21 protein-coding genes are annotated in these 21,533 nt (G+C 58.9%); 12 read left to right on the plus strand and 9 right to left on the minus strand.

Annotation, left to right across the window (positions count from 1 at the left end; all coding sequences use genetic code 11):
• Window positions 1-54 precede the first annotated feature (54 nt).
• Window positions 55-1,332: an IMP cyclohydrolase gene (locus N902_RS0101530; RefSeq protein WP_027369490.1), complete on the minus strand. Its 1,278-nt coding sequence runs from the start codon at window positions 1,330-1,332 to the stop codon at window positions 55-57.
• Window positions 1,333-1,589: 257 nt separating this feature from the next.
• On the opposite strand from N902_RS0101530, the gene N902_RS0101535 reads away from it, so the two are divergent.
• The 4 genes from N902_RS0101535 to N902_RS0101560 all read left to right on the plus strand — a co-directional run bounded on the left by N902_RS0101535 (window position 1,590) and on the right by N902_RS0101560 (window position 5,035).
• Complete coding sequence (locus N902_RS0101535) at window positions 1,590-1,913, plus strand: hypothetical protein (protein WP_051564081.1); 324 nt, start codon at window positions 1,590-1,592, stop codon at window positions 1,911-1,913.
• 200 nt (window positions 1,914-2,113) lie between these two features.
• The gene (locus N902_RS0101540) at window positions 2,114-3,397 is read left to right on the plus strand and encodes an adenylosuccinate synthase (protein ID WP_034621238.1); all 1,284 of its coding nucleotides are present in this window, start codon (window positions 2,114-2,116) and stop codon (window positions 3,395-3,397) included.
• Window positions 3,398-3,585: 188 nt separating this feature from the next.
• A complete protein-coding gene (locus N902_RS0101545; protein WP_027369493.1) occupies window positions 3,586-4,479 on the plus strand; it encodes a hypothetical protein in 894 nt (297 codons plus the stop codon).
• Window positions 4,480-4,831: 352 nt separating this feature from the next.
• On the plus strand, window positions 4,832-5,035 hold the full coding sequence (locus N902_RS0101560) for a DUF2065 domain-containing protein (RefSeq protein ID WP_027369495.1): 204 nt from the start codon (window positions 4,832-4,834) through the stop codon (window positions 5,033-5,035).
• Between the two features lie 72 nt (window positions 5,036-5,107).
• Here N902_RS0101560 and N902_RS0101565 read toward each other — a convergent pair whose 3' ends face one another.
• The 6 genes from N902_RS0101565 to ahbB form a co-directional block, all read right to left on the minus strand.
• On the minus strand, window positions 5,108-5,827 hold the full coding sequence (locus tag N902_RS0101565) for a ubiquinone/menaquinone biosynthesis methyltransferase (protein ID WP_027369496.1): 720 nt from the start codon (window positions 5,825-5,827) through the stop codon (window positions 5,108-5,110).
• The gene (locus N902_RS0101570; protein WP_027369497.1) at window positions 5,805-5,993 is read right to left on the minus strand and encodes a hypothetical protein; all 189 of its coding nucleotides are present in this window, start codon (window positions 5,991-5,993) and stop codon (window positions 5,805-5,807) included. Before N902_RS0101570 ends, N902_RS0101565 begins: the two co-directional genes overlap by 23 nt.
• Window positions 5,994-6,190: 197 nt before the next feature.
• Window positions 6,191-7,036: a hypothetical protein gene (locus tag N902_RS0101580; RefSeq protein ID WP_027369498.1), complete on the minus strand. Its 846-nt coding sequence runs from the start codon at window positions 7,034-7,036 to the stop codon at window positions 6,191-6,193.
• 11 nt (window positions 7,037-7,047) lie between these two features.
• The gene (locus N902_RS18495) at window positions 7,048-7,482 is read right to left on the minus strand and encodes a cytochrome c3 family protein (RefSeq protein ID WP_051564083.1); all 435 of its coding nucleotides are present in this window, start codon (window positions 7,480-7,482) and stop codon (window positions 7,048-7,050) included.
• Between the two features lie 22 nt (window positions 7,483-7,504).
• Window positions 7,505-8,782: a glutamate-1-semialdehyde 2,1-aminomutase gene (hemL, locus tag N902_RS0101590; protein WP_027369499.1), complete on the minus strand. Its 1,278-nt coding sequence runs from the start codon at window positions 8,780-8,782 to the stop codon at window positions 7,505-7,507.
• Window positions 8,783-8,893: 111 nt separating this feature from the next.
• Window positions 8,894-9,382: a siroheme decarboxylase subunit beta gene (gene ahbB, locus N902_RS0101595; protein WP_027369500.1), complete on the minus strand. Its 489-nt coding sequence runs from the start codon at window positions 9,380-9,382 to the stop codon at window positions 8,894-8,896.
• Between the two features lie 214 nt (window positions 9,383-9,596).
• Here ahbB and N902_RS0101600 point away from each other — a divergent pair, with 214 nt between their 5' ends.
• The 3 genes from N902_RS0101600 to argB all read left to right on the plus strand — a co-directional run bounded on the left by N902_RS0101600 (window position 9,597) and on the right by argB (window position 13,894).
• Complete coding sequence (locus N902_RS0101600; protein ID WP_027369501.1) at window positions 9,597-10,589, plus strand: NAD(P)H-dependent glycerol-3-phosphate dehydrogenase; 993 nt, start codon at window positions 9,597-9,599, stop codon at window positions 10,587-10,589.
• A gap of 256 nt (window positions 10,590-10,845) precedes the next feature.
• On the plus strand, window positions 10,846-12,852 hold the full coding sequence (gene cooS, locus N902_RS0101605) for an anaerobic carbon-monoxide dehydrogenase catalytic subunit (RefSeq protein ID WP_027369502.1): 2,007 nt from the start codon (window positions 10,846-10,848) through the stop codon (window positions 12,850-12,852).
• A gap of 163 nt (window positions 12,853-13,015) precedes the next feature.
• The gene (gene argB, locus N902_RS0101610; RefSeq protein ID WP_027369503.1) at window positions 13,016-13,894 is read left to right on the plus strand and encodes an acetylglutamate kinase; all 879 of its coding nucleotides are present in this window, start codon (window positions 13,016-13,018) and stop codon (window positions 13,892-13,894) included.
• On the opposite strand, the gene N902_RS0101615 is transcribed toward argB, so the two are convergent.
• Window positions 13,857-14,555, minus strand: a complete 699-nt coding sequence (locus N902_RS0101615; RefSeq protein WP_034621241.1) for a class I SAM-dependent methyltransferase — start codon at window positions 14,553-14,555, stop codon at window positions 13,857-13,859. The two genes, argB and N902_RS0101615, sit on opposite strands and share 38 nt — an antisense overlap.
• A 240-nt stretch (window positions 14,556-14,795) precedes the next feature.
• On the opposite strand from N902_RS0101615, the gene N902_RS0101620 reads away from it, so the two are divergent.
• The 5 genes from N902_RS0101620 to N902_RS20475 all read left to right on the plus strand — a co-directional run bounded on the left by N902_RS0101620 (window position 14,796) and on the right by N902_RS20475 (window position 20,222).
• A complete protein-coding gene (locus N902_RS0101620; RefSeq protein ID WP_027369505.1) occupies window positions 14,796-15,416 on the plus strand; it encodes a TetR/AcrR family transcriptional regulator in 621 nt (206 codons plus the stop codon).
• 44 nt (window positions 15,417-15,460) lie between these two features.
• Entirely contained in the window at window positions 15,461-16,606 is a 1,146-nt protein-coding gene (locus N902_RS0101625) for a CaiB/BaiF CoA transferase family protein (protein WP_027369506.1), read from the plus strand.
• Between the two features lie 651 nt (window positions 16,607-17,257).
• A complete protein-coding gene (locus tag N902_RS0101635; protein WP_027369508.1) occupies window positions 17,258-18,496 on the plus strand; it encodes an acyl-CoA dehydrogenase family protein in 1,239 nt (412 codons plus the stop codon).
• A gap of 293 nt (window positions 18,497-18,789) precedes the next feature.
• Entirely contained in the window at window positions 18,790-19,518 is a 729-nt protein-coding gene (locus N902_RS20470) for an OmpP1/FadL family transporter (protein ID WP_208596249.1), read from the plus strand.
• A complete protein-coding gene (locus N902_RS20475; protein WP_034621244.1) occupies window positions 19,518-20,222 on the plus strand; it encodes an OmpP1/FadL family transporter in 705 nt (234 codons plus the stop codon). The genes N902_RS20470 and N902_RS20475 overlap by 1 nt, the downstream gene beginning before the upstream one ends.
• Before the next feature lie 52 nt (window positions 20,223-20,274).
• Here the strand turns inward: N902_RS20475 and murA are convergent, their stop codons facing one another.
• The gene (gene murA, locus N902_RS0101645; RefSeq protein ID WP_027369509.1) at window positions 20,275-21,528 is read right to left on the minus strand and encodes a UDP-N-acetylglucosamine 1-carboxyvinyltransferase; all 1,254 of its coding nucleotides are present in this window, start codon (window positions 21,526-21,528) and stop codon (window positions 20,275-20,277) included.
• Window positions 21,529-21,533 lie beyond the last annotated feature (5 nt).

The raw sequence follows: 21,533 nt of genomic DNA on the forward strand, positions 1-21,533 counted from the left end.
ACCACGGCCCCTGGCCGGAGTGTTGTGCTCAGATTGCTCTGGGCATGGCGATGATTAATGCTTGAAGGAGCGTTGGCCGGTGAAGACCATGGCCACCTGGGGATCGGCCTGATTCACGGCTGTAATGACCTCGGCGTCGTTCAAGGAGCCGCCGGGCTGGGCGACTGCGGTCACCCCGTGGTCGATGGCCAGATCCACTCCGTCCCGGAAGGGAAAGAATCCGTCGGAGACCAGGACCGAATCCCGCAGCCCATATTTCTCCGACTCCGTCCTGGCTTCGATGGCCTGCAGCTGCTCCGCGGCCGCCGCCTCGGACTTGGCCTTTTGACGCAACTGATAGATGGACAGTCCGGTTTCCTTGAAGGCCAGGACATCCGCATACTTGGTTCTGGCCTTGTAGATGGTCAGATCAACGCACCCCACCCGGTCCTGTTCCCCGGTGCCGATAGCCACAGTCGCCCCGTTCTTGGCGAAGATGACCGAGTTGGATGTAACGCCGGCTTCCACCGCCCAGGCGAAAAGGAGGTCGTCGCTTTCCGCTGCCGTGGGTTGGCGGGCCATGAGGACGGTGCCGTCCTTGGTCTCGGTCTGGGCCGGTATCCAGTCTCCGGTGGACAGAATGCGATTGCGGAATGAGAATTGGGTTATGATTCCACCGTCCACCAGGGATTTGATGTCCAGGAAAGGGGTGTTCAGCAGGGTCTTCAGCTGGGCCAGACCGGGGATCTGCAGGATGCGGAGATTCTTCCGCTTCTTGAGGATGTCCACGACTCCAGGCTCAAAGTCCGGAGCGGCAACAACCTCGAAATAGGGGTCGTTGATGAATTCCGCGCTTTCCTGGTTCAAGGGCATGTTGACCACCACGGTTCCTCCGAAGGCGGCGATCCGGTCAGACCAGTAGGCCTTGGAGACCGCTTCCTGGATCCCCTGATCGGACCAGGCCGCGCCGCAGGGGTTGTTGTGCTTGAGGATCACTGCCGCCGGCTTGGCGCTTAAGTACTGTAAGATGTTGATCCCATTGTCCACATCCGTCAGGTTGATCTTTCCAGGATGCTTGCCGGACTGGATCATCTGCTCGGACATCAGGGAGGAGACAAGGCCCTGCCCGGGGGAGCGAAAGCTGACCCCGCCCAGCTCAAGAGTGCCCTGATCCAGCTCATACAGGGCTGCGGGCTGATCCGGGTTTTCTCCATAGCGCAGGCCCTTTTCCTCGCCGGAGATGGTCCAGGTTCTTTTCTTTAAGACCAGTTCCCGGTCCCCGATGGTCAGATGCAGCTCCCGGGGGAACGGATCGTCCTGCAGGGAATGATACATGGTCTTGATGTCGGTCATATCTGCAACCTCCCTTGCTGGTTGGCAATGGACAAAAGTCGGGCCAAATCGTAACGGCAAGAAAAAACCTCTAGCACAACCCTTGAACAGTGGCAATTTTGCAGGCTATGATGGTTTGAGCGAATTTCCGCACAGGGTTTGTCTCCAGCCTGCATGCCTGAAGCTTTCGCGGGGCTGAGCCCGTTGGGGAAGGCCCCCTGAATGAATACGCGGGGACAGGCAGATCTGAAATAAAGGAGGGCGCGAATTTGGAAGCCATGCTGCAAAAAATCGCCAGGCAGCTGGTCTCAATGGACGAGGCTTCGCTGATGGCTTTGTGGGATACATATCACAGCCGGGTCAAACAGTTCGAACCAACCCTCAGCTGGGAGGAGGCCTGCATTATCTTCGGGCTGATCCAGACCGTGCGGTGGAAGAATCAGCTGTTCAACGACCTGTGGGCCGCTCAAAAGCAGGCAGGCCCGGATGGTGGGGAAGCGGCTCCGGAGCAGGTCGAACAGCCCTTCCAGGAGAACGAGGAGCAGCCCTCAGGTTCTGAACGAGGAAAGGTGATCCAGTTTCATCCTCGGAGGAACTCATGACTGCCGGCTTGGACAGAGGGGGAGGAGAACAGCTTTTTCCGTCTCCTTTTGTATGCGCCTGGGGCATGGACAGGCTGGATCGGCAAATGGAAATATCCTGTCCGCGCTGCTTTCGTCCAGCAGCGGCGCGTGCATAGAGGGCAATACTTCTTGCCCGCATTGCGATATTCGGGGCACAGCTGAGAACGAAGGAGAAATTCATGGCCGAGAACGTGGTGGTTGTTGGCGCACAGTGGGGAGATGAGGGAAAAGGCAAGATCGTGGATCTGCTCACTGAGAAGGTGGAGGTCATTGTTCGTTTTCAAGGCGGGAACAATGCCGGACACACTCTTGTGGTCAAGGGACACAAGGTGGTCCTGCACCTGATCCCATCCGGCATCTTGCATCCGGACAAGCTGTGTCTCATCGGCAACGGTGTGGTCTTGGATCCGGAGGTCTTTTGCCGGGAGCTGGATGGTCTGAACAGCTTGGGGGTTCAGGTTGGGCCTTCCAGCCTGAAGATCAGCCGGAAGACGCATTTGATAATGCCGTACCACAAGCTTCTGGATTCGGCCAGGGAGGAGAAGAAGAAGGGGCCGGACAAGATAGGGACCACCGGTCGGGGAATCGGCCCGGCCTATGAAGACAAGGTGGCCCGAACAGGGATCCGGGCGGCGGATGTGCTCAAGCCGCAGCTCATGCTGGCCAAGATGGAGAAGGCTGTGGAGGAAAAGAACGTCCTTTTCCAGCATTACTTTGATCAGCCCCCGGTCAAGGTCAAGGACATGTGGGAGGCCATACAGCCGTGGACTGAACGGCTCAAGCCCTATCTGGCCGATATATCGGCAGAGATTGCCTCCGTCCACCACGCCGGCAAGCCGGTGCTGTTCGAAGGGGCGCAAGGAACCCATCTGGATATCGATCACGGAACCTACCCCTACGTTACGTCGTCCAACACCCTGGCTGGAAACGCTTCGGCAGGAAGCGGGTGCGGACCGTCCGCCCTGCACAAGGTGGTGGCCGTGGTCAAGGCCTATACCACCCGGGTGGGAGCGGGACCTTTTCCCACAGAGCTGGACGACGAGACCGGCAGACATTTGCAGACCCAGGGGGCGGAGTTCGGAGCCACTACCGGCCGGGCCCGCAGGTGCGGATGGCTGGATCTGGTTGTGCTGCGCGAGTCCTGCCGGCTGAACGCCCCGCAGGAGATCGCCCTGACCAAGCTGGACGTGCTCAGCGGCCTGCCCCAAATCCGGGTCTGCACCGGCTATGAATCAACAGAGGGACGTCTGGCCTTCCCGCCCCAGATGGAAAATGGGCTCAGCCAGGTGGATCCTGTTTACGAGACCCTGCCCGGCTGGGAAGAGGATATCTCCGAGATCCGTTCCTTTGCCGCTCTGCCGGCCGCCGCCCAGGAATATATCCGGTGCATTGAGCAGGAACTGGGGGTGAAGGTGGGCATCATTTCCGTGGGTCCGGATCGGGAGCAGACCCTGGTCCGGTGAGGCCGCTGCAGGGAGCAGGAGAGGAGCGGGGATGAGCGTCCCCGCCCATATGCAGGGGGCAAAAGGCAACCCGTCTTTTGCCCTTCATTACGTGAATGGTTCTGCGCATGCCGGAGGGGAGCTGGACGGCTTTCACCGATGGCTGGGGAAGTGTCCCGGACGGCGCGGCCAAGGGATGAGGACGCACAATGGCCCGAAAATCTGCACCCAAGGATGTCCAGTCCGAAAAGCTGCCTGCCGGTCTGTCCAGGCCAGAGGGGCAGGACAGGGTCGTCTCCCTGCTCCACAAGCTGGTCGGTCAGCCCCCCCAGGTCCTCCTCCTGGAAGGAGGCTGCGCGGAGGAACGGCTGGGGTTGGGTCTGTATTGGGCCGCCTTGCTCAATTGTCCGGACCATGCCCCGCCATGCCTGACCTGCTCGGTCTGCCGCCTGATCCAGGGCCGGGGTTTTCGCGATCTGCATGTGTTCACCGGGACTGAAGAGGCGATCAAAATAGGGCAGGTCCGGGAGGTGCGGACCATCATGGGCCAGCCTCCGGATCATGGGGCCATGCGGGTTATCGTTATCCATGAGGCCCAGGAGATGACCCCCTCGGCGGCCAACAGCCTGCTCAAGGCCATGGAAGAGCCTCAGCCCGGGAATGTCTTTGTCCTCCTGGCCCCTCTCCGGTCATGGCTTTTGCCCACCCTGGTCTCCAGAAGTCTGGTTCTGACCCTGAGCTGGTCCGCGGGGGAGGGTGGTTCGCAGGAGCATCTTCAGGCCTGGGAACAGCGCCTGATCCAATTCTGGCGCACCGGCCGGGGGCTTTTTGAGCTGACGTCCAAAAAGGGGGAGGTCACCAGGAATCTGGCTCATGAAGTGGTCACCGCCTGCCAGCGCAGGCTGCTGTCGGCGATGCAGGGCGAAAATTCCGGGGAGATGTCCGTTTTTCTGGCCCAGAACCTGGATGCCGAGGGGCTGTCCAGGGTCGACCGTGTCCTGGATAAGGCCCATCAGGCCCTGAATCTGCAGACCACCCCAGCCTTGGTTGTGGATTGGCTCGGGGTGCAGGTCTGGTCCTTGGTGCACGGGGCTCGGGGATGACCCTGGCAGGATCTGTCCTCCGGGGCAAAGCCGCGGTCCTGCCCTCTGCACAGTTTGGGTCCGGGGATGCAATGACCTGATTCCGCTAGCTCCCATGCTCTGCGTGGGGGCCTTCCTGACCGCTCCCGCGGACTCTTTCTGGACGCCGGAGCGTGCAAAAGAGTTCCCACGCAGAAAAAGCGATAAACAAGAAATCAATGAGTTACAGCAAAACGTCGCTGTAGCCTTAGGCGTGATGCATCCAAACCATCCGGCAAACTTCACAATGTTACAGGCAATGCGGCAGCATCTGGAAACTCAGGTATGCCCGATGCCTTAACCACCACGAATAAACAAGGTCTGATCCTGCACCATGTCTTTTGATGTGCACTTCTTGCTCACTGCCCTGGGGCTGGCGTTTATCCTGGAGGGCCTGCCGTATTTTCTTTTTGCCGAACGGATGCCCTCTGTCCTGCAGTCCCTTCTCAACCAGCCTCCTTTTGTTCTCCGGCTGATGGGAGTGGCGGCTCTTGTGGCCGGGCTGGCTTTGGTCTATCTGGGCCGGTTTTGGGCATAAGAGGAGAACAGCGCGGCCACGGCAAGCGGGCTGCTTATTCGGGCAGCAGACCGGGCAGAGATGTGCGCTGGATCAGACGCCCGCTGTATGCAGCCAGACGATGCCGGAGCTCAGAGGGAGTCCGGTCACCCAGGAGAAACCGGCTGTGCGCATCTCAGCTTCCAGGGCCGGGGCGGTGGGAAACTCGCAGATGGTCCGGGCCAGATAGGTGTACGCCTGTCTGTCCCGGGAGATGAGCCGGCCCAGGGCCGGCAGGAAGCGGGTGAGATAGAGGTTGTACAGCCCGCCCAGTATGCGCTGTCCCCCTGATCCAAACTCCAAAATACAGAGCCTGCCCCCAGGGGTGAGCACCCTTTGGATCTCGGCATACGCGTTTTCCCTGGGCCGGATATTGCGCAGGCCAAAGGCGATGGTCACCCGGTCCACGCTGGCGTCGGGAAGGGGCAGACGCCGGGCGTCGGCGCCCAGGGGCAAGATTTTCCCCTGTCTGTTTTTGGATCTGCCGCGCATGAGCATGGGCAGGGAGATGTCCGCGGCCAGGACGCTTAGCCGGGGGCGGGAGGCCTGCAGCATGGCGGCAACGTCCAGGGTCCCGGCGGCCAGGTCCAGAACCCGCCCGCCGGACGGAGGGGCTGCGGCCTGGACCAGGGCCTTGCGCCAGGAGATGTCCAGACCCAGGCTCAGGCACCTGTTGAGCAGATCATAGACCGGAGCAATACGGCCGAACATATCCCCCACGGCCTTGCCGGTCTGGGTTTGGAGGGAAGGATCAAGGCTCTGCCGGGGAATCATGGTCTGAGGCCGGGGCTGATGAAGAGGTGATGGTCCGCAGGACTTCCTGGTAAATCGGGGCGAAGAATTGTTCAAAGTTGTTGGGGGAAATGCGCCCGACCTCAATGAATTTGACAATGATCTCTTTGGTCACTTGCAATGCGTTTTTTTGCAGCTTGCTGTCCATATAAAACCTGTCTGAATCTAAAAGGACCCGGCGTTCAGGGCATCCGAGCCAATGGCGGTTGAGGAAAAAACCCGTCCGGAGGGGAAATGGCCTTGACCCACCATGAGACAAAGGCTCCGGACGGGAATGGGGAGAAACCGGAAAGCACCTCCCCTTTTTTGCGCTCTGCTTGCAGCATGGGTGCTGCCCCGGCCCGCCTATTCCTCGGGCTGTTCAGAGGAGGCAGCCTGCTCTTCGTTCATCAAGGCCTGCATTTCTTCGCGTATGACCTTTGCTGCGGCCTGGGGCACGGTCTCTTCAATCCGATGGCTGAGCTCGGTCCATAGTTCGTTTTTCAGGGCGCTGACCGTTTCCGGGCCCACAGCGAAGTTGTTCAGCTCTTCAACTTTTTGGGCCAGTTCCCGCAGGTCTGAGCCTTGATTGGAATCCGAACCCTGTTTGTGGGGGGCGGATTGGATCTCCTGGAGCAGGGCCTCTCTGGCCTTGTCCATCCGGTCCTGGACCAGCTCGTCCAGGCGGCTCATGATCCGGTTTTCAATGTCCTTCCACGATTCTCTGCTCCCGGAATGAACAGCTTCTTCCAGCCGCTGGATCCTGGACTCCAGGGCATGCAGAGCCTTGGCTTCAGGGGACCGGGTCCCGGATTCCTCTAAGCCTTGCGCCCCGGCCTGATCAGGAGAAAACCCCAATTCCAGCTCTTGGAACAAGTCCTCTATGTCCTCAAAATCGTCAAGCCCGCCGGCTGAGGAGGGGTGCCCGGATTCGGGACGCGAGCCCGGGGCAGGGTCGTGCCCGGTGTGCTCATCGTGCGGGCCCGGACCAGACATGAAAGCGGAAAAGTCGAAATCTTCCTCAGCATCGGGATCTTGATTATATCCGGACTCTTGGGCTCTCGCCCCGGCTTGTTCCCGCCCGTTTCGCCAGCTGGAGCTGTGATCCTCCGGGGACTCTGCGGGCGATTCAGGTCCGGGCTCTTCCACGACCTCGGTGAGGTCTATGATCTCCTGGTCCCAATGATCCTTGGTCTGGGAAGAAGTAGACATAAGGCTTCGTCTTATTGCTTGGGGTTTGAGTGACAATCTGTACAGCTTGCGGCGGGTCCGCAGGGCTCATCTGCCTGCTCCCTTTGGATATGGCATCCCATGCAGCTTCGGCTGCTTTCCCGGTTATGATAGGCATTGAAGGCTGAGTCGACCTCCTGCATCTGCGGGCCGGTTGCCCCGAGGACGTCATGGCAGCCGGATGAGGTGCATGCCTGCGGGGCGGAGGACTTGTCCTCCCACGTGTGGTGGCAGGATTCGCATCCCAGTGAGATGTGGGAGTTGTGGGGCATGCGGACCGGGGTGTAGATTGGATTGTCCACATGCCCTTCGGCCCGGTCCATAATGATTTCGCCCGGCAGTTCAAAAGAGGCGGCCTGGAGATGGAAGGAAAAAAGGCACAGGCCGAGACAAAAAGAGAACAGGCTGACGAAAAAGGGCTTGGGCATTCGTGTCCTCCGCGGACCGCTGTTAGAGGTTGGGGAAGCTGACCTTTCTGGCTGCTTCCAGGGTCTGTTCAAAATCCTGTTCGGTATGGGCAAAAGAGGTAAAGGTGCACTCAAAGCTGGACGGAGCGAGGTAGATTCCCTGGGAGCGCATATGCCGGTAAAAGTGGGCGAAGGACTCGGTATCCACGGTTTTGGCAGTTTCGAAGTCCTTGACCGGCGTGGAGGTGAAAAAGAGGGTAAAGATGGAGCCCACACAGTTGACCGAGATGGGGACCCCTTTCGAGGTCAAGATCCCGGCAAGCTCTTCGGCCAGCCTTTGGGTCCAGTCTGCCAGGGAATTGTAATCGCTTTGCCTAAGCAGGGACAGGGTGGCTGTTCCGGCAGCCATGGCCACGGGATTTCCGGCCAGGGTTCCGGCCTGATAGGTATCGCCGCAGGGCGCCAGGTGCTCCATGACCTCCTTTTTCCCGCCAAAAGCCCCCACCGGAAAGCCGCCGCCGATGATCTTTCCCAGACAGGTCAGGTCGGGAGTGACCCCGTACTTGGTCTGGGCCCCGCCGTAGTCCACACGGAAGCCGGAGATGACTTCGTCAAAAATGAGGAGGCTTCCATGCTCCTGGGTGATCCGGCGCAGTCCGGGCAAAAAGTCGGCATCCGGAGGGACGCAGCCCATGTTGCCGGCAACAGGTTCGACGATAACGGCGCATATATCGGATCCGTGCCGGGCGAAGATGTCCTGGACCGCCTGCAGGTCATTGTACGGGGCGAGCAGGGTGTCTTGAACCGTGTGTTCCGGCACTCCAGGGGTTCCAGGGAGGGACAGGGTGGCCAGGCCGGATCCGGCCTGGGCCAGTAGGCTGTCCACGTGACCGTGATAGCAGCCGACGAACTTCAGTACCTTACTTCGTCCGGTTGCGGCCCGAGCCAGGCGCAGAGCGGTCATGGTCGCTTCTGTGCCCGAGTTGACCAGCCGGACCATGTCCACGCCGGGCAGGGCGTCGACAATCAGCTGGGCCAGGGATATCTCGTCCCTGCATGGGGCACCGAAGCTGGCACCCAAGTCAACGGCCTTGTGGGCGGCTTGTACAACTTCTTCCCGGCAGTGGCCCAAAAGAAGCGGCCCCCAGGACATGACATAATCGATGAATTCCTGGCCGTCTTCGGAATATATGTGACTCCCCTTGCCTTGACGAATGAAAAGGGGATCGGCGTGTACGCTTCGGCAGGCCCGGACCGGGCTGTTCACTCCGCCGGGAATGAGTTTTTGGGCTTTGGAGAAGAGCTCTGCTGAGGTATTCATGCCCGAAGATCTCCTTAGAGCAAATGATGCGTTTTTAGGTTCCTGGGAAAAGCGAAGGGCTCGAAATCGCTGTTCACGCTAGTGGGGCCTGCGGCGTCGCAGGCATGGGGGCTAAAAATACTGCATGGAGGTTTTTTTCAGCTCCTGGTGGCTGAACAGGAGCTCGCACTGCTCCAGGCCGGTCTGGTCCTGAAGCTCTCTGACCACCTCCCGGCAGTCGGCCTCACTCCGGCCGTGGACCATGGTGTACAGGTCAAAGGGCCATTCAGGGCTGGTCCGGCGCTGATAGACGTGGGTGATCTCCGACCGGGCGCACATGATCCGGCTCACCTCTTCCATGTCCCTGGAAGAAGGGACATGCCAGGCGACCATCACATTGCAGTCGTATCCAGCCTCCTGGTGCCGAAGGGTGGCCCCGAACCTGCGGATGACGCCCCGATCTTTGAGCTCCCGAAGCAGGTCCAGGACCTGTTCCTCGGAGATGTCCAGCTTCCGGGCGATGCTCGCAAAGGGAGCCGGGGAATCAGGCAGTGTTCCCTGCACTTCGCGCAGGATCTCCTGCTCCCTGGTCCCGAATGATGCCGCGGTTTGGGAATGCATAACAACCAACTGCCTTTATCCCTGAAAAGTCCTGGGTCCCGGTCGAGCTGCATATCCGCTTGCAGCGCTTGGATCAGTTTGTACCTTTTTCCGCTGTCCTATGCAAGGCAATGAAAGCGTATTCTTGACCTCGCCGGCGCTTACCGGTATCTGAAAACAAGAAAATAAATGCTGATTGATGGACTGGACTTGTAGTATCATGTATGGGTGAACGATGAAGATAACAGTGGTTGGAGCTGGTTCCTGGGGCACGACCCTGGCCGGGTTGTTGGCGAGCAAAGGAATGTCGACCTCACTGTGGGTCAGGGAAGAGGAGCTGAGCGCAATTATCCGGAAGACCGGGGAGAATCAGTGGTTTCTGCCCGGGGTCACCCTCCCGGATGCCTTGACCGCAACCTCCAGTCTGCAGGAGGCCTTGGAAGGTGCCGGCTGTATCCTCATGGCCGTGCCCTGCCAGTTTCTGCGCCGGGTTTTGGGCCAGATGCGCGAGTACTTGCCCTTAAACCCGGTCATCGTTTGCTGCAGCAAGGGGATTGAGATCGAATCCCTGCACCCGATGTCGGAAGTGATCAGGCAGGAGCTGGCTCACCTCCAGCCCAGCTTTGCGGTTCTCTCCGGCCCTTCCTTTGCCCGGGAGGTGAGCCAGCAGCTGCCCACGGCCGTGACTCTGGGCTGTGAGGACAGGGAGCTGGGAGGGCGGTTGCAGGAGGCGCTGTCCACAGAGTATTTCCGGGTCTATCTGAGCCAGGACTATCGGGGGGTAGAGCTTGGCGGTGCCTTAAAAAACGTCATGGCCATTGCCACCGGTATTTCTGACGGTCTGGAGTTCGGGACCGATGCCCGTGCGGCCTTGATCACCAGAGGCTTGGCCGAGATGTCCAGACTGGGGGTCGCCCTGGGGGCCAGGCCCCAGACCTTCATGGGGCTTTCCGGGATGGGGGATCTGGTTTTGACCTGCACCGGGGATTTGAGCCGGAACCGGCAGGTCGGGCTGCGCATCGGCCAAGGGGAAAGTCTGGATTCCATAGTCCAGAGCATGCAGGCTGTGGCCGAGGGGGTGAAAACCACCCAGGCGGTGCACGAGCTGGGTCGCAAAAACCGGGTGGAGCTTCCGATCACTGACCAGGTGTATGGTATGCTTTATGCTAACAAAGACCCCAGAAGCGCGGTTCGGGAACTCATGACCAGGGCCTTGAAGGAGGAATAGACCGCGAGGCCCGCAGCCGGCCGGGGCGGCTTGTGCGGTCAAGGCATGACGGCGAACACCTGTTAGGCGTTAAAACACCTGTTTGTTGCTAACACCCTCAAAGATTTTGTTTTTCTCTTCTTGACAAAAAGGTGCATTCCACGTACAATAACACGAATTTTAAGAAAAATCAGTAGATTAGCAGGTCTGCTTTAGACAGGTTGGGCGTCACCTTCCTTCTGAAGAGTCTTCAATCGTCCATGACAGGGAGGATCATATGGAAAAGAAGGAAAAGAAAGCTGCGGTGGAAAAGAAGGACAAAAAAGCAGCAGAATCCAAGTCCTCAGGCATTACGCCCAAGGATATGACCATCTGCAAGGCCACAGAGCAGATGCTGGAAAAGGCCAAACGGGACGGAGTGGAGACTGCTTTTGATCGGGCCGCGAGCATGAAGGCATGCCCAATCGGCGCGGACTCTGCCTGTTGCAAGCACTGCTCCATGGGGCCGTGCCGGCTGAATGCCAAGGATCCGTACAGCAAGGTCGGGGTCTGCGGGGCAACAATCGATACCATTCAGGCCCGAAATTTCGCCCGGATGGTGGCCTCCGGTGCTTCGGCGCATACCGACCACGGCATGAGCATGCTGGATGTGTTCAGGGAAGTGGTTCACGGCAAGATCAAGGACTACAAGATCAAGGACACTGTAAAGCTGGAGCAGGTCGCTCGGTCTGTGGGCATCGAGACAGAAGGCAGGTCGGTGGAAGACATTGCCATGGACCTGTACCATGAGCTGGAGCGGACCTATACCCAGGTGGAAGGGGAAATCCCCTTTGTCTCCCGGGTCCCGGAAAAGACCCTGGAGACCTGGCGCAAGCTGGGCATCGTTCCCAGAGGCGCCATGCGGGAGATCATGGAAATCATGCACCGGACCCATATCGGTGTGGATCAGCACTATGAAAACATCGTCAAGCAGTGCAGCCGGACCGCTCTCTCCGACGGCTGGGGCGGATCCATGGTGGCCACCGAGATTTCGGACATCCTGTTCGGGACTCCCACCCCGGTCCAGGCCGACGTGAACATGGGCTGCCTGAAAGAAGACTATGTAAACGTGATCGTGCATGGGCACGAGCCGAACATGTTCGAGTCCATGCTGGCCTCGGTCAATGACCCTGCTTTGATTGAAGCTGCGAAGGAAGCCGGAGCGAAAGGCATAAACCTGGTCGGGATGTGCTGCTCCGGGGCTGAGGTCCTGTCCAGGCACGGGGTGCCCCATGCCGGAAACTTCATGTCCACAGAGGCAATCCTGGTCACCGGCGCTGTAGACGCCATGGCTGTGGACGTTCAGTGCATCAAGCAGGGGCTGTCCTCTGTGGCCAAGTGCTACAACTCCTATCTGTTCACCACCAACCCCCGTTGCCACATAGAAGGGGCGGAGCACATTGAGCTGGTGGAAGACAAGCCCCGGGAATGCACTGACGAAGTGGTGGTCAAGGCCATTGCCCGGTACAAGAACCGGACAGCCCAGGTTGAGATCCCCAATATCTCCAATCCCGGCATTCACGGCTTTTCCCACGAGTATATCCAGTACATGCTGGGCGGCAGCTTCCGGGCTTCTTACAAGCCGCTGAACGACAACATCATTAACGGCCGCATCCGGGGCATCGCCGGTGTCGTCGGCTGCTGCAACCCCAGGGTCAAGCACGACTGGGTGCACGTTGAGCTGGTCAAGGAGCTGATCAAGAACGACGTCCTGGTCCTGCAGACAGGCTGCTCCCAGATCTCCCTGGCCAAGGCCGGGCTGCTCACCCCGGAAGCCGCTCATCTGGCCGGTGACGGCCTGAAGGAAGTCTGCGAAACCGTGGGCTGTCCCCCGGTTTTGGGGCTGGGATCCTGCGTGGACAACAGCCGGATTCTGATCGCCACCTCGGAAGTGGTCAAGGAAGGCGGGCTGGGCGAGAGCATCGCCGACCTGCCGGCGGCCGGTGCAGCTCCGGAGTGGATGAGCGAGAAGGCCATCAGCATCGGGCACTATTTTGTGGCTTCCGGAGTATACACCATTTTCGGCGCAACCTTCCCGATTACAGACAATACCAAGTTCAAGGATCTTCTGTTCAGCGGCCTGGAAGACCAGGGACTGGGGACATGGGACTTTGCTGCCGATCCGTATGAGATGGCCAAGAAGATGCTGGCCCACATCGACAAGAGGCGCAAGGCCCTTGGTCTGGACAAGTCCAGGGAACGGGTCCTCTTCGACATGGCCGCAAGGCGGGAAATGGCTGCCTAAATTGTCGCCGGCAGCCGGATTAAGTTAGCTTAATTGAGAAAATCCTGTTTTTGGGGATGGCTGAAAGGCATCCAGCAGGATTTGAAAACAACCAAATAGCAAAAAAAGGGCTCCTCTGAGGAGCCCTTTTTTTGTAATCCCCCTGAGAGGTGGAGCTGTGACCATCGATAATGAAATGGCCAAAGCCAATGTCCTTCTGGAGTCCCTGCCCTATATCCGACAGTTCTACGGGCAGACCCTGGTCATCAAGTACGGTGGCCATGCCATGCGGGACGAGCAGCTGCAGAAGCAGTTCGCGCTCAATGTGGTGCTGTTGAAATATATCGGGCTCAATCCGGTCATAGTCCACGGCGGAGGGCCGCAGATCGGGCAGATGCTCTCCCAGCTGGGGATCAGCAGCGAATTCAAGGAGGGCCTGCGGGTGACGGACCAGGCGACCATGGATGTGGTGGAGATGGTCTTGGTCGGCCGGGTGAATAAGAATATCGTCAACCTGATCAACCAGCACGGCGGATCCGCTGTTGGCCTGTCCGGAAAAGACGGGGGCCTGATTCAGGCCCGGAAGATGGAAATGGTGGTCTCCAAAAAGGATGCCCCCCCGGAGATTATCGATTTGGGCCGGGTGGGAGAGGTGGTCAGGATCCGGACGGAGGTGATCAAGGCCCTGGACCGGGACCGGTTCATCCCCATTATCGCCCCGGTGGGCGTGGATGAGGATGGGGAAACCTACAACATCAACGCCGACTCCGTGGCCGGGGCCGTGGCTGTCGCCCTGGGGGCCAAGCGGCTTATCCTGCTCACCGATGTAGCCGGGGTCCTGGCCGCCAGTGGGGACCTCCTTTCCACCTTGACCCGGCGTGAAGTTCTGGAGGCCATTGAGAACGGGACTGTACAGGGGGGGATGATCCCCAAGCTGAAGTGCTGCGTGCAGGCAGTGGAAGGTGGGGTGGAGAAGGCCCATATCATCGACGGCCGGCAGGAGAACTCCCTGCTTCTGGAGCTCTTTACCCAGGCCGGGATCGGGACCGAGATCGTGAGCTGATTTCCCACAGGGAGATCTGCATGCCCTGATAGGACTGAAAGGTCACTTCTTCCTGCAGGACGCATCGGGCTGTCCATCCGGCCCGGGGCAGGTGCTCGGTCCAAAATGGACGGGTCACCTGCCGGTCTGGTGCGCTGATCCAGATCGTGCCCCCCGGGGCCAGGAGCTCGGCCCACAGATCGAGCAGGGGAGCGAAAAACCGCGTCTCGTACAGGATGTCCGCGCCGAAGATATAGGGAAAGGACCGGGCTTTCAAACACGGGTGCCTCCAGTCCATGGCCAGCCAGGCCAGGGGATGGGGGGGCGGACAGCTTTTGCGGGCAAAATGCAGGGCGGACGGCTCGTAGTCGATGCCTACGACATCGGCGCCGCAGACGGCCCCGGCCCTGGTGCACAGGCCCAGACCGCAGCCCAGGTCCAGGCAGCGCTCTCCGGCGATGACCTGCTCGTGATCCAAAAGCCATGCGGCCAGAACAATGGACGCCGGCCAGAGTTCAACCCAATAAGGGATGCGTTCCTCCAGATCCCCGTCCTGGGCTTCCATTTGCTCCCACAGGGATTCCAGATCCGCCGGGCGTTGGAATCCAAACCTTCGGCCCTTGATCTCCACCCCGATATCCGGTTTTTCACTGGAGATGGTGTATTTGTTGTCCTGATGCATGGACCTGCCTTGTGCCTTCCTGTCAGAAGAATTGGTTTTTCGATGTAGCCTGTGGATTTTTAGAGTTTGCCGTCTCTTCTGTGTGCCCACTTTGGGCCATGAATGAGCTCAGGGAGCAGTAGCTCAGGACTTCATTCTTGACAAGATTCATTGCTTCTCCCTAGGATGACCTACCAGTAGGTAAACAGTGTTTTGGGTCCAGATACGAGGCTGATGACCAACACGACACAAGGGGGCGCGATGAACACTGAACAATACGAGGAGCTGCACGAAACCGCCCGGATCATTTTGCGGGAGGCGCATGAGCTGTTTTATGAAAAAGGATACGAAAAATCGTCCATGCGGGAGATCGCTGAACGGGTGGGGATCAGCAAGGCAGCCATGTACCACCACTTTACCAACAAAGAGGAAATGCTCTACACCCTGTGTCTCGTCGCCGGCAACCTCGTCTACAGCAGTCTGCAGCAGGCGATCCGCCGGAACCAGGACCTGAATGTCCCGATCAAGGACCAGCTGACGGATATCCTGCTGGAATACACCACAAGCTATCTCCAGAATAAGAACTTCAATAAGATACTTCTTCACGACATCGAGTCCCTGCCTGAGGACAAAAAGCGGGTCATCCTGGACATTGAAAAGGCCAACGTGAATCAGCTGCGGGCATATCTGAACAATCTGATGCAGGAGGGGCGCCTGCGGGAATGCAATCTGACTGTGCTCACCTTTTCTTTATTCAGTGCCGTGCACTGGCTGTATTTCTGGTACCGGCCGGACAAGGGCCTGAGCATCAAGGAAATCGTGGAGCACATCGTGGATATTTATACCAAGGGCATTCTTGCGCACCAAGAGCCTGATTCGTAGGTGTTTTGCAGGCCTCGCCGGCGGGGCTGATAAGGGAGGGATACATGCTGGAAAAAGGGTCCTTGACCGGGAAAACGGTCATCGATGTGTCCCGGATGCTGCCCGGGCCGTACTGTTCCATGATTCTGGCCGATCACGGGGCCAGGGTGATTGCAATCGAGGACAGGCGCTTTGCCCAGGACCCTTTTTTTATCTCCGCCCTGTACCGGAACAAGGAGCATATGACCCTCAATCTCAAGTCTCAGGCCGGGCAGGATGCGTTTCACTGTCTGGTCCGCAAGGCAGATGTGCTCATCGAGGGATTCCGCCCCGGGGTCACGTCCAGGCTGGGTATTGACTATCAATCCATGCAGGAGATCAACCCCGGGCTCGTTTACTGCTCCATCACCGGCTATGGCCAGGATGGACCGTATGCGCACCGGGCGGGACACGACGTCAATTATATCGCTGCGGCCGGAGTTCTGGATCTGATTGGTCCCCGGGACGGTCCGCCGACGGTTCCAGGAGTGCAGCTTGCCGATCTGGCCGGGGGAATGAATGCGGTCATGGGCATCCTTATGGCCCTGCTGGCCAGGGAACAGACCGGGAGCGGTCAGTATGTGGATATCTCCATGAGCGATGCGGCCATGGGGCTTTTGCCCTTTGTCCTCAATCAGTACAACCAGACCGGAGAAAGTCCGAAGCGGGGGGATTTCCTGCTGGCCCACCGCTATGCCTGCTACAACACCTATGAGACTGCTGACGGACGGGCCATCAGCATCGGAGCCCTGGAACCTAAGTTCTGGGCCGCTTTGTGCACTCGGCTGGGCAAAGAAGAGTACATCCCCCTGCAGTTCGACACTTCCAGGCGGGAGGAGATGAAAGCCGAGTTCAGGCACATCTTTCGGCACAAGTCTCTGGCTCAGTGGGAAGAAGAACTCTGTGATCTGGATGCCTGCTGGGAAAAAGTACAGAACCTGGAGGAGGCCGTGCGGCATCCTCAGTTCCGGGCCCGAGGGATGGCGGTTGATTTTGCGGATCATGACGGCCGGGAGGTCCCCAGCCTGGGTATTCCGGTACAGCTGACAGAGACCCCGGGTAGCCTGCGAAGCCGGCCGGCCGGATTCGGGGAGCACACGGAGAAGATTCTGCAGGAGCTGGGATATGCCCCGGCGGAGATCCGGGGGATGCGGGAGCGGGGCGCAGTCTAAGATCGTGGCATGTCTTGCATAAAGCAGAAGATAACACCCCCCTGAATCCCCCCCTCAAGGGGGACCTTCTGCAAGCAGTTCCGGCTTAAGGTGACAAAGATGGTTTGCGGGGTCGTATGCATACAGGCCCGGATCAAAGAGAAACAGCGGATCACGGAATAAGAGCGGTCACTGATCTCTTCCCAGTCCCCCTTGAGCTGTGCATGGCACACACATGACACCCAGTTACATACGGCTTTGCCGTAGACCTTTGGTCTATGTAACCAGGTAAACCGTGGGATAAGGTATTTGTCATCGTTCAACCACCCCTTTATCCCCTCCTTGCAAAGGAGGGGAATCTTAACCGTCTGATTTTGCCTTAAATCTGCGATTACGGTTTTCGATAATCCATACATTTGCGGATAGAAAACGCACAGACAGCCGCGATTTTCTTAACTCCCCTCCTTTGCAAGGAGGGGCAGGGGTGGTTGGGATGGTGAATCTGATACCTCATTTTTTCAGCATGTTATAGCCCCACGGTGTCAAGTGTGTGCCATGCACAGCCCTTGAGGGGGGATGGGGGGATATTGCGACAACCAAGGCATGAGGTGTCAATTCGGGCCTGATGCCAGGATTTTTCCGTCCAAGGAAGGACAAGACATTGGGAGGACTATGTTTGACTATCTTTTGACCCCGGAGCAACAGAGGCTTCGAGACGAGGTCAGAGAGCTGGTCCGCTGGGTGCCCAGGGAGATGATCCTGGACATGGATGCGGACAGGATCACCTTTCCCAAGGAGTTCCTGCAGGAGGCCGGGCGGCGAAACCTCATGGGCTGCCGGTATCCGAAAAAGTGGGGCGGCCGGGACATGGACTGGGCCTCGACCTGCATGGTCATGGAAGAAGTCGGGGTCTTGGGTTATATCTTCGCCTGCACCTTCGGGGTGGGCGCGGAGCTGGTCTGCGACGCAATCGTCCAGCACGGTACAGAGGAGCAGAAGGAAAAATATGTCCGGCCCCTGCTGCGGGGGGAAATGTTTGCAGCGGAATGCCTGACCGAGCCCAGGGGCGGCACGGACTTTTTCGGCACAACGACCCGGGCCGAGGACAAAGGGGACCATTATCTGCTCAACGGGCAGAAACGGTTCATTGTGGGCGCCGAGGGCGCGGACTACTTTCTGGTCTATGCCAAGACGGACTTCGAGGCCAAGGCGCACAAGTCTCTGACCTGCTTTATTGTGGACCGGGGACCGGGGGTGGAAACTGGGTATCGCTACGGGCTCATGGGCTGCCGCGGCGGCGGGGCCGGACGGGTGGTGTTTCGGGACGTGCGGGTGCCTAAAGACAATATCGTGGGCCAGGTGAATGACGCCTATGCGGTGTTTACCACCATGATGATTCCGGAGCGTCTGGGCACCGCGGCCATGACCATAGGGGCGGCCGCTCCGGGCCTGGAAGTGGCCACGGACTACACCAGCAAGCGCAAGGCCTTCGGTACTCCGGTGAGCACATTTCAGGGGGTGAGCTTTCAGGTGGCCGAGGCGGCCACGCTGTTGGACGCCAGCCGGTCCATGGTCTACACCACCTCCCGGGCTGTGGACAGCGGCCAGGACCCCAGGCTTATCCGTCGCCTGGTCTCGGAGACCAAGAAGTTCGTTACCGAGTCCTGCCAGAAGGCGGCGCACAACTCCATGCAGGTCATGGGCGGGATCGGATATACGAATATCTATCCGGTGGAACGCATTGTCCGGGATCTGCGCCTGGCCTCCATCTGGACCGGGACCAACGAGATCATGTCCGCCATTGCGGCCAATGAGTGGTATAAGGAGCAGGCCAAAGGCAAGGATCAGCCCCGGGACTTTGCAGCCGACGCCCAGGAGGCGGGTGCTGCGGAGGAGAAGGTGTTCGAGTAGAAAAGCTGCGTTGGACGTAAAATATACCGACTAATCAAATAGTTAAAATAATTGTCTTCACGATTTCCGTTTTCCCCTTGCATTTTGTATGATGCTCTGTACAATACAAAAAATTGTACTTACCGGTTGGTTGTTCGGTCGGGCGTGCGCAAAAGCGCCTGATTTTTGTATATGCAAAACACGGTTCAAGGAGGTGATTGACGGCAAGGAAAGCAAAGAACGGTACGTGGGGTAAGGAGCGCTTCACATGAACGCAAAAGGAGGAAGCTATGTGGAGGGGAAGGAAGTTTTTGTTGACTGCTACCTGTATCTTGTCTGGTCTGGGCCTTTCCTTTTCCGCCTGGGCCGGGAACGTGGACACCTACGGTATCGGGTCCAAGGCAACGGCCCTGGGCGGGGCGTATGCAGCCTATGCCGATGATCCCTATGCCGCCTACTACAATCCGGCCGGTCTGACTCAGATGCAGCGGCCCACGGCCTCAATGGGGGTGATGATCTCTGATCCGGAGCTGGAGGCCAAGGATTACACTGTTCGGGATGGAGCTGGCAGAATAATCGGCCCCACAGATTTTGAAGACGACTCTCTGAGTGTGTATCCGCATCTGGGTTTTGCCATGCCGGTAAATGAGAAGTGGTCCGTTGGGGTGGCAGCGTATGTCCCTTATGGGCTGCAGATAGACTGGGACAAGAACTCCCCCGACAATCTCGTTTCCCAGCCCGGGGCGTACAGCTCTCACGAGTCATGGTATTACCGGGAAGTGGTTACCCCCACAGCGGCCTACAAGATCAACGACAAGTGGTCGATTGGAATGGGGATTTCTTTCGGCCGCTCCGAGGCGGGGCACTATTATCAAAACTATGGTTTGACCAACTACGGGCAAGCGGCTTTGGGAGGAGTCCCTGGACCCCTTGGACCGGTCAATGTTGAAGGGGAGTTGGAGGACAGCTTCAACTACTCAGCGAATGTGGGATTGATGTTTAAGCCCATCGAGACCTTGACCTTTCAGCGAATGTGGGATTGATGTTTAAGCCCATCGAGACCTTGACCTTGGGCTTGACCTACCGAAGTCAGGCAGATACAGATTTTGATGGTGATTTGGATCTTGATGGCCCTGGGATTGAGGCCTTACCTGGAGAGTCAAAGACGAGTTATGACATCTCCATGGATGATGTGGATCATCCGGACCAGGTTCAGTTCGGAGTCCGCTACCAGCCTCACAATCGGATCTCTCTGGAAGCTGACGTGGTCTGGACCAACTGGGGCACCGTGGATGAGCAGACAGTGGAATTCGATGAACAACCTGCCAATGATGTTTTGGGAGCCATACTTCGGGAGAACTATCCAAGCGGGAAGATCGTCCAGGAGCGGGATTGGGAAGATACCCGGCAGATTCGCGTGGGCGTGGAGTGGAAGGCAACAGACATCCTGACCCTCCGCGGCGGGTACTTCTACGATCCAAGCCCCATTCCGGACGACACCTTTGACATTACCTGGCCGGATGCGGACAAGAAGACCTACTCCCTGGGTTTCGGCCTGAACTTAGGTGAGAGTTGGGTGGTGGACGGCGTGTTCCAGTACACCATGACCGAACAGGACAGGCAGATTGGGGGGGAAAGTACGAATTTGAACCACACCTATGCTGTTAGTGGCAATAATGGAAATGTTGGAGTGGACGCCGAAGGAGAGATCTTCGGTTATGGCCTGACCGTGAGCTACAAGTTCTAAGCACCCCCTATAAGAAGGTAGGATAAGAAAGGCCGGGCATGCCCGGCCTTTCTTATTTCTCCTGTTCCCTCCGGATCCTGGCCCCCACCCGGGCCAGCTTGTCTTCCATCCGTTCATATCCGCGGTCCAGATGATAGATGCGCCGGATTTCTGTTCTTCCCTGGGCCGCCAGCCCGGCCAGGACCAAAGAGGCGCTGGCTCGTAAGTCCGAGGCCATCAGGGTGGCCCCGCGCAATGGGCCGCCGCCGCGGATCACGGCCGTGTCTCCGGAGATGCGGATCCTGGCCCCAAGACGCATGAGCTCCATGGCGTGCATGAAGCGATTCTCGAAAATGGTTTCCTGGATGGTCCCGGACCCTTGGGCCACGCACATCAGGGCCATGAACTGAGCCTGCATGTCGGTGGGGAAACCGGGGTAGGGCTGGGTGACGATATCCACCCCCTGCAGCTCTCCGCCGCGGACCCGGACACGGCTGTCGCCGGCTGTGACCTGTCCGCCCATCTCCTGGAGCTTGGAAATGGTTGTTTCCGTGGCTTCCAGCGGACAGTTGACCACCTCCAGATCCCCATTGGTGATGGCCGCGGCCAGCATATAAGTGCCGGCCTCGATGCGGTCCGGCATGACCGGATAGGTGCATCCATGCAGGGACTCGACGCCCTGGATCCGAATGATGCTTGTTCCCTGGCCCTGGATCCTGGCCCCGCAGCTGTTCAGGAAGTTGGCCAGGTCCTGGACCTCCGGCTCCCGGGCCGCGTTCTCCAGGACGGTTTCCCCCTGGGCCAGGGCAGCGGCCATGAGCAGGTTTTCAGTGCCGCCCACAGTCGGAAAGTCGAAGGTTATGTGCGCCCCCTGCAGACGCCGGCAGCGGGCGTCGATGTATCCGGAATCGATGTCCATCAGTGCCCCCATCCGCTCCAGGGCCCGGAGGTGGAGATCCACCGGCCGGGTCCCGATGGCGCATCCCCCGGGCAGGGCCACCTTGGCCCGGCCCAGACGGGCCAGGAGGGGGCCGAGGCAGAGGACCGAGGCCCGCATAGTCCGCACCAGATCATAAGGGGCCTCGGGATGCAGCTCCTTGCCGGCCCGGACCGTGATCTCTCCATTGGACTGATCGGTCTCGCAGCCCAAGAGATGCAGCAGGTTCATGGTGGTGGCGATATCCCGCAGGTTGGGGATGCTGTGCAGGGTGACCTGCTCCGGGACCAGCATGCAGGCCAGGAGGATGGGCAGGGCGGCGTTCTTGGATCCGTTGACCCGAACCTCACCGTGCAGGGGAGAGCCGCCCTCGATAATCAGCTTGTCCATAAAGA

The sequence above is a fragment of the Desulfovermiculus halophilus DSM 18834 genome, from assembly GCF_000620765.1.
In the GTDB taxonomy this organism is placed as follows: Bacteria; Desulfobacterota; Desulfovibrionia; order Desulfovibrionales; family Desulfothermaceae; genus Desulfovermiculus; species Desulfovermiculus halophilus.